The organism is Synechocystis sp. IPPAS B-1465, assembly GCF_003015225.1.
In the GTDB taxonomy this organism is placed as follows: Bacteria; Cyanobacteriota; Cyanobacteriia; order Cyanobacteriales; family Microcystaceae; genus Synechocystis.
In genome coordinates, this window is sequence record NZ_CP028094.1 from 2,892,040 (window position 1) to 2,905,423 (window position 13,384).

At 48.3% G+C, this 13,384-nt stretch carries 10 protein-coding genes; 9 read left to right on the forward strand and 1 reads right to left on the reverse strand.

The window, feature by feature from the left end:
- Nucleotides 1-2 precede the first annotated feature (2 nt).
- On the reverse strand, nt 3-1,814 hold the full coding sequence (gene thrS, locus C7I86_RS13610; protein ID WP_010873787.1) for a threonine--tRNA ligase: 1,812 nt from the start codon (nt 1,812-1,814) through the stop codon (nt 3-5).
- 171 nt (nt 1,815-1,985) lie between these two features.
- On the opposite strand from thrS, the gene C7I86_RS13615 reads away from it, so the two are divergent.
- The 9 genes from C7I86_RS13615 to C7I86_RS13655 all read left to right on the forward strand — a co-directional run bounded on the left by C7I86_RS13615 (nt 1,986) and on the right by C7I86_RS13655 (nt 13,303).
- Entirely contained in the window at nt 1,986-3,581 is a 1,596-nt protein-coding gene (locus C7I86_RS13615; RefSeq protein WP_010873788.1) for an Hsp70 family protein, read from the forward strand.
- A 166-nt stretch (nt 3,582-3,747) separates the two neighbouring features.
- The gene (locus C7I86_RS13620; RefSeq protein ID WP_010873789.1) at nt 3,748-5,376 is read left to right on the forward strand and encodes an NAD(P)/FAD-dependent oxidoreductase; all 1,629 of its coding nucleotides are present in this window, start codon (nt 3,748-3,750) and stop codon (nt 5,374-5,376) included.
- A gap of 151 nt (nt 5,377-5,527) precedes the next feature.
- Nucleotides 5,528-6,412 carry a methyltransferase domain-containing protein gene (locus C7I86_RS13625; RefSeq protein WP_014407146.1) on the forward strand — a complete coding sequence of 295 codons (885 nt, stop codon included), beginning with the start codon at nt 5,528-5,530 and terminating at the stop codon, nt 6,410-6,412.
- Nucleotides 6,413-6,435: 23 nt separating this feature from the next.
- The gene (hppD, locus tag C7I86_RS13630; RefSeq protein ID WP_010873791.1) at nt 6,436-7,455 is read left to right on the forward strand and encodes a 4-hydroxyphenylpyruvate dioxygenase; all 1,020 of its coding nucleotides are present in this window, start codon (nt 6,436-6,438) and stop codon (nt 7,453-7,455) included.
- Between the two features lie 56 nt (nt 7,456-7,511).
- Nucleotides 7,512-8,882, forward strand: a complete 1,371-nt coding sequence (locus C7I86_RS13635; protein ID WP_010873792.1) for an aldehyde dehydrogenase family protein — start codon at nt 7,512-7,514, stop codon at nt 8,880-8,882.
- 8 nt (nt 8,883-8,890) lie between these two features.
- On the forward strand, nt 8,891-9,664 hold the full coding sequence (locus tag C7I86_RS13640) for a TIGR04283 family arsenosugar biosynthesis glycosyltransferase (RefSeq protein WP_010873793.1): 774 nt from the start codon (nt 8,891-8,893) through the stop codon (nt 9,662-9,664).
- 117 nt (nt 9,665-9,781) lie between these two features.
- The gene (locus C7I86_RS13645; RefSeq protein ID WP_010873794.1) at nt 9,782-10,780 is read left to right on the forward strand and encodes a DnaJ C-terminal domain-containing protein; all 999 of its coding nucleotides are present in this window, start codon (nt 9,782-9,784) and stop codon (nt 10,778-10,780) included.
- A 28-nt stretch (nt 10,781-10,808) separates the two neighbouring features.
- Nucleotides 10,809-11,471, forward strand: a complete 663-nt coding sequence (locus C7I86_RS13650) for a class I SAM-dependent methyltransferase (protein ID WP_010873795.1) — start codon at nt 10,809-10,811, stop codon at nt 11,469-11,471.
- A 161-nt stretch (nt 11,472-11,632) separates the two neighbouring features.
- Nucleotides 11,633-13,303, forward strand: coding sequence for a SulP family inorganic anion transporter (locus C7I86_RS13655; protein WP_010873796.1), 1,671 nt, complete (start codon nt 11,633-11,635; stop codon nt 13,301-13,303).
- Nucleotides 13,304-13,384: the final 81 nt, after the last annotated feature.

Consider the following 13,384-nt stretch of genomic DNA (forward strand, 5'->3'; position numbering starts at 1 on the left):
CCCTACCAAGTATCGTGATTGGTGACCGTTGCTTGCAATTTTTCCAACACTTCCGTTACAGGAATTTCCCCCAATTCCCCCGAAGCCCTGGTGCGGATATTGAGGGCATTAGCTTCCACTTCCTTCGCTCCAATTACCGCCATAACCGGGATTTTTTGCTTCTCCGCATTGCGGATCATTTTTCCTAGGCGATCGCCACTGGTATCCACTTCGGCCCGTAAACCCAAAGATTGCATTTGTTGGACAATGGATTGGGCAAAGGGTAAAAACTCATCACTCACCGCCAGTAAGCGAACTTGAATGGGAGCTAACCAGAGGGGAAAATCCCCCGCATACTCTTCAATTAAAATGCCGATTAACCTTTCCAAGGAACCGAAGGGGGCCCGGTGAATCATTACAGGGCGTTGGCGGGAACCATCGGCGGCAATGTACTCCAAATCAAACCTTTCTGGTAAGTTGTAATCCACCTGCACGGTGCCCAGTTGCCATTCCCGTTCCAGGGCGTCTTGGAAAATGAAATCTAGTTTGGGGCCGTAGAAAGCCGCTTCCCCTGGGGCTTCAAAATAATCCATCTCTAATTCCTGCACCGCCCGACGGATAGCTCCCTGGGCCTTTTCCCAAGCTTCATCGGAGCCAATGTATTTGTCGGATTCTGGATCCCGGAAAGAGAGGCGGGCTTTAAAGTTTTTCAGTTGCAAACTTTTAAACACGGTCAGAATCAGATCCACTACGCTCAAAAATTCCTCGTCTAACTGATCTGGAGTAACGAATAAATGGGAATCGTCCACCGTAAAGCCCCGCACCCTGGTTAATCCCCCCAGTTCCCCCGATTGCTCGTAGCGATAAACAGTACCAAATTCCGCTAACCGTAGGGGCAAATCCCGATAGGAGCGCAGTTCACTCTTGTAAATTTGAATGTGGAAAGGGCAGTTCATCGGTTTAAGCACAAAGCCCATTTCCTGCGCCGCTTCCTCGGGAGATTCCGCCATCATGGGGAACATATCTTCCTGGTATTTCTGCCAATGCCCCGATTGTTTAAATAGATCTACCCGGGCGATGTGGGGGGTAACCACGGGCAAATAACCCCTTTTAATTTGTTCTTGCTTGAGAAAATCCTCCAAAATGGTGCGGATAATGGTCCCCTTGGGAGTCCAGAGGGGTAAACCGGGGCCCACTGGGTCAGCAAAAATAAATAGCCCCAATTCTTTGCCTAATTTACGGTGATCTCTTTTGAGAGCTTCTTCCTTGCGCCGTTGGTATTCCGCCAATTGTTCCGGGGTTTCCCAAGCAGTACCGTAAATCCGTTGGAGCTGAGCTTTGTTGGCATCCCCCCGCCAGTAGGCCCCGGCCACACTTTCTAAGGCGATCGCCTTGGGATTAATGTCCGCCGTGGATTCCAAATGGGGCCCAGCACAAAGATCCCACCATTGATCCCCCAGATGGTAAACGGTGATGGGTTCGTGGATGCTGTCGAGGATTTCTAATTTGTAGGGTTCTTGGATGGATTCAATTCTTTGTTTAGCCTCTTCCCGACTAATTTCTTCTCGAATTACTGGCAATTTTTTATTGATGATTTTCACCATCTCTTTTTTGATGGCCTTTAAATCTGCCTCTGTAAACGGTTCTGCCACATCAAAATCGTAGTAAAACCCCGTTTCCGTCCAGGGACCAATGGTCACTTGGGCTTTGGGAAAAAGTTTCTGCACCGCCATGGCCATGACGTGGGAAGTGGTGTGGCGGATTTTTTTTAGTTGCTCCGACTCACTGGTACGGGGAAGGGCAATGGTATCGGGGGAAACTACGGTTTTGGCCATGGATTGTGTTTACAAAAAGTTTTCAGACGAAGGAATTCAGCCCTTTCCCATGATACTTGATCCGCTCCCGCCCCCCACTGGGTTGAAGGTTAGACCCATGCTGCTGGTCGAAATCTGGCCCATGGGAACAGGTTATAATCCAAGGCGTTTTCCTTCATCTCTGGTTTTGTCGTGCCCTACGCCATTGATTTTGGTACTACCAATACCGTCATTGCTCGCTGGAATGAAGCAACCCGTCAGGGAAATTTAATTGACCTCCCCTCCCTGAGCCATCCCCTGGGGGATAGTGGCCCTTTGGTTCCCAGTTTGCTATATGTGGAAAATGCCGCCCTCGGCCAAGTGGCGATCGCCAGGGAAGTGCTGGATCGGGGCAGGGATATTTCTACGGATACCAGGTTTTTTAAGAACTTTAAGCGGGGCATTGGGGTGGCAGTGCAGGGATTTTTGCCCCAATTGGATGGCCATACCTTGTCCTTAGAGACATTGGGGCAGTGGTATTTAGATAAATTGATCCGAATATTGACAGAGCAGGAGGGTCAAGGGCCGGATTGTTTGGCTTTAACGGTGCCGGTGGATAGCTTTGAATCCTATCGCCATTGGCTGAGTCACACCTGTCGCAGTTGGGGAGTGGAAGAAGTACGCCTGGTGGATGAACCGACCGCCGCCGCATTGGGTTACGGAGTGGGGGATGCCAGTCAAATCTTGGTGTTGGATTTTGGTGGGGGAACGGTGGATTTTTCCTGGGTGCAATTGGGGGACAGAGGACAAAAGGGTCGTTCGGGATTTTTGCTCAAATGGGGCGGTATTCTTGGGGGTTCTAAAGCGGAGGAAAAATCAGCCCTGGCCAAGGTATTGGCGAAAGCGGGGGCCAATTTGGGCGGGAGTGACATCGATTATTGGATTAGTGAATATTTCACCGAGGCTCAGGGTTTACAGGTTTCCCCCTGGATTAGACGATTAGCGGAAAGATTGAAAATTGCCCTAGGGGAAGCGGAAGAAGCCACAGAGGTTTACTTCGACGATCAAGCCCTGGAATCCTATGAATTTCAACTACGGCGATCGGACTTAACAGAAATTTTGCAACAACGGCAATTTTTTGAACGATTAACAGCCCTGTGGGAACAGGTTCAGCAAACGGCCCAACGGCGAGGTTTGACTCCCGCTAACCTGGATGCAGTGTTGGTGGTGGGGGGCACCAGTCAATTGCCCATGGTGCAGGATTGGATTAACGCCCAATTTCCCGCCGGTAAAATTCGCAATCAACAACCCTTTGGGGCGATCGCCTTGGGAGCGTTGCAAATTTACCAAGGCCGTGAGGTGCAGGATTATCTCTACCATAGCTACGGAGTTAGGTATTGGAATCGGCGTAAAAATAGCCATAATTGGCACCCAATTATTAAAAATGGGCAAACCTACCCCATGGCCGAACCCATTGAATTAACCCTAGGCGCTTCCTTGGATAATCAGCCCAGCATTGAATTAATTGTGGGGGAACTAGGTTCCAGCATTGGGGCTACGGAAGTTTACTTTGACGGTAATCAGTTAATTACCAGGGTTTTAGAAAATCAAGCATTCACGGTCCAACCCCTCAATGACCGCAATGGGGCCCGACAAATTGCCCAACTTTCTCCCCCTGGGGTGCCCGGTGGCGATCGCATCAAGGTCAAATTTTGGGTAGATGACCAGCGCTACCTGCGTCTGACGGTGGAGGATTTGTTGCAGCAAAAGCTGTTACTGGAAAATCAAGTGGTAGCCCAGTTGCGTTAGTTTTTCTACCAAAAAGAATATTTACCGGGAAGTATTAATTAACTTCCATCGCCGGGGATTAGTGGAGCACGATCCTCATCAATACCTTGCCCAGGGAAAAATTCATTCCAGGCGATCGCCACGGTCAGGATAAAATGTTCTACCCGAAGTCGAGGCCAATTTTTTTATGATCACCACCGATGTTGTCATTATTGGGGCGGGGCACAATGGCTTAGTCTGTGCAGCCTATTTGCTCCAACGGGGCTTGGGGGTGACGTTACTAGAAAAGCGGGAAGTACCAGGGGGGGCGGCCACCACAGAAGCTCTCATGCCGGAGCTATCCCCCCAGTTTCGCTTTAACCGCTGTGCCATTGACCACGAATTTATCTTTCTGGGGCCGGTGTTGCAGGAGCTAAATTTAGCCCAGTATGGTTTGGAATATTTATTTTGTGACCCCAGTGTTTTTTGTCCGGGGCTGGATGGCCAAGCTTTTATGAGCTACCGTTCCCTAGAAAAAACCTGTGCCCACATTGCCACCTATAGCCCCCGAGATGCGGAAAAATATCGGCAATTTGTCAATTATTGGACGGATTTGCTCAACGCTGTCCAGCCTGCTTTTAATGCTCCGCCCCAGGCTTTACTAGATTTAGCCCTGAACTATGGTTGGGAAAACTTAAAATCCGTGCTGGCGATCGCCGGGTCGAAAACCAAGGCGTTGGATTTTATCCGCACTATGATCGGCTCCCCGGAAGATGTGCTCAATGAATGGTTCGACAGCGAACGGGTTAAAGCTCCTTTAGCTAGACTATGTTCGGAAATTGGCGCTCCCCCATCCCAAAAGGGTAGTAGCTCCGGCATGATGATGGTGGCCATGCGGCATTTGGAGGGAATTGCCAGACCAAAAGGAGGCACTGGAGCCCTCACAGAAGCCTTGGTGAAGTTAGTGCAAGCCCAAGGGGGAAAAATCCTCACTGACCAAACCGTCAAACGGGTATTGGTGGAAAACAACCAGGCGATCGGGGTGGAGGTAGCTAACGGAGAACAGTACCGGGCCAAAAAAGGCGTGATTTCTAACATCGATGCCCGCCGTTTATTTTTGCAATTGGTGGAACCGGGGGCCCTAGCCAAGGTGAATCAAAACCTAGGGGAACGACTGGAACGGCGCACTGTGAACAATAACGAAGCCATTTTAAAAATCGATTGTGCCCTCTCCGGTTTACCCCACTTCACTGCCATGGCCGGGCCGGAGGATCTAACGGGAACTATTTTGATTGCCGACTCGGTACGCCATGTCGAGGAAGCCCACGCCCTCATTGCCTTGGGGCAAATTCCCGATGCTAATCCGTCTTTATATTTGGATATTCCCACTGTATTGGACCCCACCATGGCCCCCCCTGGGCAGCACACCCTCTGGATCGAATTTTTTGCCCCCTACCGCATCGCCGGGTTGGAAGGGACAGGGTTAATGGGCACAGGTTGGACCGATGAGTTAAAGGAAAAAGTGGCGGATCGGGTGATTGATAAATTAACGGACTATGCCCCTAACCTAAAATCTCTGATCATTGGTCGCCGAGTGGAAAGTCCCGCCGAACTGGCCCAACGGCTGGGAAGTTACAACGGCAATGTCTATCATCTGGATATGAGTTTGGACCAAATGATGTTCCTCCGGCCTCTACCGGAAATTGCCAACTACCAAACCCCCATCAAAAATCTTTACTTAACAGGGGCGGGTACCCATCCCGGTGGCTCCATATCAGGTATGCCCGGTAGAAATTGCGCTCGGGTCTTTTTAAAACAACAACGTCGTTTTTGGTAAAGCAGAAAGCCTAAATCAACATACTAAAAAATGCCTATGGTTCATCATCGGGGTGTATGGCAAGTGAAGCTCAAAATGATAAATGGTTTACCATGTTAGGCCTAAGCACGCCCTGTTCTTAGCATTCTATTGTTATTTCTCTTTGCTTACCATGGCCAGCGCCACCATTGCCAGTGCAGACCTCTACGAAAAAATTAAAAATTTCTACGACGACTCCAGCGGTCTCTGGGAAGACGTTTGGGGTGAGCATATGCACCACGGCTACTACGGTCCCCACGGCACCTATCGGATCGATCGCCGCCAGGCTCAAATTGATCTGATCAAAGAACTATTGGCCTGGGCAGTGCCCCAAAATAGCGCCAAACCACGAAAAATTCTCGATTTAGGCTGTGGCATTGGCGGCAGTAGTTTGTACTTGGCCCAGCAACACCAAGCAGAAGTGATGGGGGCTAGTCTTTCCCCAGTGCAGGTGGAACGGGCGGGGGAAAGGGCCAGGGCCCTGGGGTTGGGCTCAACCTGCCAGTTTCAGGTGGCCAATGCCTTGGATTTGCCCTTTGCTTCCGATTCCTTTGACTGGGTTTGGTCGTTGGAAAGTGGGGAGCACATGCCCAACAAAGCTCAGTTTTTACAAGAAGCTTGGCGGGTACTTAAACCAGGTGGCCGTCTGATTTTAGCGACCTGGTGTCATCGTCCCATTGATCCCGGCAATGGCCCCCTGACTGCCGATGAACGTCGCCATCTCCAAGCCATCTATGACGTTTACTGTTTGCCCTATGTGGTTTCCCTGCCGGACTACGAGGCGATCGCCAGGGAATGTGGGTTTGGGGAAATTAAGACTGCCGATTGGTCAGTGGCGGTGGCACCTTTTTGGGACCGGGTGATTGAGTCTGCGTTCGATCCCCGGGTGTTGTGGGCCTTGGGGCAAGCGGGGCCAAAAATTATCAATGCCGCCCTGTGTTTACGATTAATGAAATGGGGCTATGAACGGGGATTAGTGCGTTTTGGCTTATTAACGGGGATAAAGCCTTTAGTTTGAAGTCCACAATCTCCTAGGTAATTATGGAATTCGACTATCTTCATTTATACGTTGACGATTATCAGTCAGCTCATCGTTGTTATCAACGTCAATGGGGTTTCACTTGCGTAAATAAAATTATTACTGACCAAGGAATTACTGGCATCTACCAACAGGGGCAAATACTTCTGCTAATTTCGGCATCGGAATCTAGTTTGAGTAGATATGCCGACTATCTCCAGAAACATCCCCCCGGCGTAGGTGAAGTCGCTTGGCAGGTGGCCAATTGGCAAAAAATTCAGCATCAATTATCAGAATTACAGATAGAAACCACACCAGTTATTCATCCTCTGACTAAAGCAGAAGGATTAACTTTTTTGCTCTGGGGAGATGTGCACCATAGCATTTATCCTGTTCGTTCTGAGCTAAATCAGAATAAAACATTGCATGGTGTTGGTTTAACGACCATCGACCATGTGGTGCTAAACATTGCCGCCGATCAATTTACCCAGGCTTCCCAATGGTATCAACAGGTGTTTGGCTGGTCGGTGCAGCAGAGTTTTACTGTCAATACGCCCCATTCTGGTCTGTATAGCGAAGCCCTGGCCAGTGCCAATGGGAAAGTCCAATTTAACCTCAATTGTCCCACCAATAACAGTTCCCAAATTCAAACTTTTTTAGCCAATAACCATGGGGCTGGTATTCAACATGTCGCTTTTTCCACTACGAGTATTACGCGAACTGTGGCTCATCTGCGGGAAAGGGGCGTAAATTTTTTAAAAATCCCCACTGGCTATTATCAACAGCAAAGAAACAGTAGCTATTTTAATTATGCAAGTTTGGATTGGGATACCTTACAGTGCCTAGAAATTTTGCTGGATGATCAAGATAATACGGGGGAGCGATTACTGCTACAAATTTTTAGTCAGCCTTGCTATGGAGTAGGCACTCTATTTTGGGAAATTATTGAACGCCGCCACCGGGCAAAAGGATTTGGTCAAGGAAACTTTCAAGCTCTCTATGAAGCGGTGGAGACTTTAGAAAAACAGTTAGAAGTGCCATAATAACTTGGGTTAGGTTATCAATAACTTGTGTGCGTTACTAAAGCATAATTAACATTATGAATACTGCTAAAACTGTTGTTGCTGAGCAAAGGGACTTTTTTCGTCAGGGCAAAACTAAATCAGTCCAAGATAGATTAACAGCTCTAGCAAAATTAAAAACGCAAATTCAAGCCCAGGAAGAGGAAATTATTAAGGCCCTTAAGCAAGATTTTGGTAAGCCCACCTTTGAAAGCTATGTAAACGAAATTTTGGGGGTAATTAGGGAAATTAATTATTATCAAAAACATCTTCAGCAATGGTCTAAGCCCCAACGGGTAGGTACGAATCTGATGGTTTTTCCTGCCAGTGCCCAGTTAAGACCAGAACCCCTTGGTGTAGTGCTAATTATTAGCCCCTGGAATTATCCTTTTTATCTTTGTTTAATGCCCTTGATCGGGGCGATCGCCGCTGGAAATTGTGTGGTGGTAAAGCCGTCGGAATATACTCCAGCTATTAGTGGGGTAATTACCAGATTAATCCAAAATGTATTTTCCCCGGCTTGGGCAACAGTGGTGGAGGGAGATGAAACCATTAGCCAACAATTGTTACAGGAAAAATTTGACCATATTTTCTTTACCGGCAGCCCTAGGGTGGGTCGGTTAATTATGGCAGCTGCGGCAGAGCAATTAACCCCAGTTACGTTGGAATTGGGGGGTAAATCTCCCTGTGTGGTGGATAGGGAAATCAACCTCCAGGAAACAGCCAAACGCATTATGTGGGGCAAGCTAGTCAATGCTGGCCAAACCTGTGTGGCACCGGATTATTTATTGGTGGAGCAATCCTGCTTAGAACAACTTTTACCAGCTTTACAACAGGCAATTCAGATGCTTTTCGGGGAAAATCCAGCCCATAGCCCTGACTACACTCGCATTGTTAACCAACAACAATGGTCACGGTTAGTTAGTTTATTAAGCCATGGCAAAGTAATTACAAGGGGAGATCATAACGAAGGCGATCGCTACATTGCCCCAACTTTAATCATCGATCCAGATTTAAATTCTCCCTTAATGCAAGAGGAAATATTTGGCCCAATTTTGCCAATTTTAACTTATCAGAGTTTGTCAGAAGCAATAGATTTTATTAACATCAAACCTAAACCATTGGCACTTTATTTTTTTAGCAATAATCGGCAAAAACAGGAGGAAATTTTGCAATCTACCAGTTCCGGTAGTGTTTGTTTGAACGATATTTTGCTTCATTTAACTGTGACAGACTTACCCTTTGGTGGGGTGGGAGAAAGTGGTATGGGACGCTACCATGGCAAGGCTACTTTTGACACATTGAGCAATTATAAAAGCATTTTACGACGACCCTTTTGGGGGGAAACTAATTTACGCTATTCTCCCTATGGCAAAAAAATGAATTTAATCAAAAAGTTGTTCTCCTAGGATTATTCATGGCCGACCGTCCCCAGTTGAGTATTATTATTCCCGTGTTTAATGAAGCAAAAATTTTACAAAAGTCTCCGACTGAAAATACCAGACAATATTTGGGACAATTTACCGAGGATCAACGGATAGAAATTTTAATTATTGATGGGGGCAGTCAGGATAGCACAGTGGAGTTATGCCAGACCTATGCTGATTCTTTACCTTTACACGTTTTTATTAGTCCCCAAACAGGGCGGGCTAACCAAATGAATTATGGTGCTAGTTTATCTAGGAGTGAATGGTTATTATTTTTACATTTAGATAGTATTTTGCCCCATGACTTTTTTACTCAAATTGCTGAGATATTAACCAATTCTAGTTACATAGCCGGAGCTTTTGGTTTAACTATTGATCTCCCCGGTAGACCCTATCGTTGGCTAGAAAAATTAATTCTTTGGCGCTCCATTTACGCCCAAAAACCCTATGGCGATCAAGGTTTATTTATCCAACGGCAAGATTTTCAACAGTTGGGAGGGTTTGCTGATTTGCCCATTATGGAAGATTACCAATTTATGCAAAAACTGGGAAAACAACGGGGCAAGGTGGCGATCGCCGGGGGCAAAGTGATTACATCTGGACGGCGGTGGCAAAAGCTGGGGCTACTGCGGACTACGGCCATTAACCAGCTGGTGGTGGCGGGCTATCATCTGGGGGTTTCTCCCCAAACCTTGGTCCATTGGTATCGGGGGGCAAAACCGAATCGGGGGAACCGGCCAAACTCCGACGGGACTTCTTGTTAGAGTAAGTTAGTTAGGGGTAAGGCTGGGGCAGTTTGATCAACTCCATAGCCGGTTTGGATAAACTTTTCCTGGCTTTGCTCCAGGGCGGCAGTTTCAGGTCACAGGAGGGACACTTGTATGGCATCAACAGATTTCAAAGACTATTACCAAATTTTGGGAGTGACCAAAACCGCTTCAGAAGCTGAAATCAAAAAGCAGTTTCGTAAATTAGCACTGAAATATCATCCTGACAAAAATCCTGGGGATAAGGCGGCGGAGGAAAAATTTAAGGAAATTAGCGAAGCCTATGAGGTGCTTTCTGACCCCGAAAAACGCCAGAAATATGACCAATTTGGCCGCTATTGGCAACAGGCTGGCACGGCAGGACAACCCAGTGGCAGCTACGGCCCTGGAGTCGGCGTGGATTTTGGTGGCTTTGACTTTAGCCAGTACGGCAATTTTGACGAATTTATTAATGAACTGTTGGGACGCTTCAATACCCCCGGTGGCGGCGGTCAGAGAACTTCCTACAGCTATTCCACCGGCGGCCCTGGCTTTAATGACTTTGGTGGTTTTGGCAATGCCCAGGCCCCCGCAGGCGATCGGGAAGCAACCCTACAGTTAACTTTGGCGGAAGCTTTTCGGGGAGTGGAAAAACGTCTCAACTTAGGGGAAGAAATGGTCACTGTGCGGATTCCCGCCGGAGCGAAAAATGGCAGTCGAGTACGGGTGAGGGGCAAAGGTATGGCCAGTCCTTACGGTCAAAGGGGGGATTTGTATCTCAACTTGCAACTGACCCCCCATCCATTTTTCCAATTTGAAGGGGATAACCTGGTCTGTGAATTGGCGATCGCCCCGGACGAAGCGGTGTTGGGGGCCGATATTAGTGTACCGACCCCCGATGGCATGGTGCGAATGAAAGTCCCGGCAGGAGTCAAATCCGGCCAATCCCTGCGGTTAAAAGGGAAAGGTTGGCCGAACCCTAAACAGGGCCGTGGTGACCAGTTAGTACGCCTAATCATCACTGCTCCGAAAAATCCCAGCGCCATTGAACGGGAATGCTATGAAAAAATTCAGGCGCAACGGACAGAAAATCCCCGCCAAGCGGTGGAAAAATACGCCAATTTGTTGGCATAGGTTGCCATAGAATTTAACAGGAAAGACCATGGGTAAGGGCATCACCGGTTTTGATCCTAGTCTTTATTCCTATCTGCAAAGCATTAGTGCAGATGATTCGTTCTATCTAGCACAATTGCGGCGGGAAACGGCCCATTTACCCGGTGCCCCCATGCAAATTAGCCCAGAGCAAGCCCAATTTCTTGGTTTGTTAATCAGTTTAACCGGGGCAAAACAGGTACTGGAAATAGGTGTTTTTCGGGGTTATAGTGCCTTAGCCATGGCTTTGCAACTTCCTCCCGATGGTCAAATTATTGCCTGTGACCAAGACCCCAACGCTACCGCGATCGCCAAAAAGTATTGGCAAAAGGCTGGGGTGGCCGAAAAAATTAGTTTAAGGTTGGGGCCAGCACTGGCAACATTAGAGCAGTTGACCCAGGGCAAACCGTTGCCTGAATTTGACTTAATTTTTATTGATGCCGATAAACGGAACTATCCCCGCTATTACGAAATCGGCTTAAATTTACTGCGGCGGGGAGGATTGATGGTTATTGACAATGTGCTCTGGCATGGAAAAGTGACGGAAGTTGACCCCCAAGAAGCCCAAACCCAAGTTTTACAACAATTTAACCGTGACCTAGCCCAGGATGAACGGGTACGGATCAGTGTGATTCCCCTGGGGGACGGCATGACTTTGGCACTCAAAAAATAGCCATTATCCAATTCTCGATTAATCGAATTTAGTAATGGGGGACGTGGACGGGGGTAGAACTTAATTCCTGTCCGGAAATGCTGATGGTTGTGGGTTCCAGATTCATAACCCTGGTCTATGCTGACGATTAGCAATCTTGATGCAATTCCCCTTCCTTTTCCATGGCTACTACCCTGCTTTCCCCCACCCGTTTTGTCCATGGACTTCGTTTCGATAATCTGCGGGGGGATATTTTCGGTGGCATCACAGCGGCGATCGTAGCCCTACCTTTAGCCCTGGCTTTTGGGGTTGCCTCGGGAGCTGGGCCCATTGCGGGACTGTACGGAGCTATTTGTACGGGATTTTTCGCTGCTCTATTTGGGGGAACGCCAGCCCAAATTAGCGGCCCCACGGGGCCCATGACGGTGGTGATGGCTTCCACTTTTGCTAATTTAACCGCTAGTAATCCAGAAAATGGCTGGGCCATGGCTCTCACGGTGGTGATGTTTGGCGGGATTTTTCAAGTAGTTTTAGGCTTACTCGGTTTGGGTAAATACATCACCTTTATGCCCTACACCGTCATTTCCGGTTTTATGTCCGGCATTGGCGTGATCATTGTGATTTTGCAAATTGCACCCCTGTTGGGCCACCAAACAGCCCCTGGGGTAGTGCCTTCCCTGCAAGCAATTCCCACTTATCTCAACGATGTTAATTTTGCCGCCCTGGGTTTGGGCTTGATTGCCCTGGCGATCGTCTTTTTTTCTCCGCCCCGCCTTAACCGGATTTTGCCCGCTCCCCTGATCGCCCTGGTGCTGGGAACGATAATTTCAATGATTTTTTTCGGGAATGTATCTCTACCCCGCATTGGGGAAATTCCCTCTGGTTTGCCCAGCCTTCATTTGCCCTATCTCAGTTGGGGTAGTTTGCAACAAATGTTGCTTTACAGCATCATGTTGGCGGTGCTGGGTTCCCTAGACTCTTTGCTGACTTCCCTGGTGGCAGATAACATTAGTCGCAGTCATCACGATTCCGATCGCGAATTAGTAGGGCAGGGCATTGGCAATCTTGTTTCGGGCCTATGCGGTGGTTTGCCAGGGGCTGGGGCCACTATGCGGACGGTGATTAATATCAATTCCGGTGGCAAAACTCCGATCGCCGGGATGATCCATGCGTTGATTTTGTTAATGATTGTCCTTAAAGCGGGACAGTTGACAGAACCCATTCCCCACGCTGTTTTGGCCGGCATTCTCATCAAAGTGGGTATTGACATTGTCGATTGGAGTTTTCTCAAGCGGGCCCACCAACTTTCCACCAAAGGAGCGGGGTTAATGTACTTGGTGCTGGGATTGACCGTCTTTGTGGATTTGATTACGGCGGTGGCGGTGGGGGTCTTTGTGGCCAATCTGTTCACTGTGAAAAATTTGACCGATCTTCAACTCGAATCGATTAAAAGCGTAACCAGGGCCGATGGGGAGGACTGGCTACTAGAGGAAGAACAACAAATTTTGCGGGCAGCCAATGGTCGCATTTTTATGTTCCATCTCAGTGGGCCCATGAGTTTTGGGGCGGCGAAATCCATTGCCCGCAGGTTAGCCATTGTGGAAAATTACGATGTGCTCATCCTCGATTTGGCCACGGTACCCCGCTTGGGCGTCACTGCCCTACTGGCGATCGAAACCATGCTCAAAGATGCGTTGGCCAAACAAAGGGAAGTTTTTTTGGTGGGGGCCAAGGGGCAAGTCCAGGCTCGTTTGCAAAGGTTGCCGGTATTGGCCCAATTATCTCCCCACCATCGCTTGGAAAGCCGTTTATTAGCTTTACAAATGGCCGCCGTCTGCATCAATGTTGATTAGATGCTTGATGGCCACGGAGCCAGGGATTTATGTTTGGCAAATATCGACAGAAAAATCTTGATAACTGGCATTACCGCAATC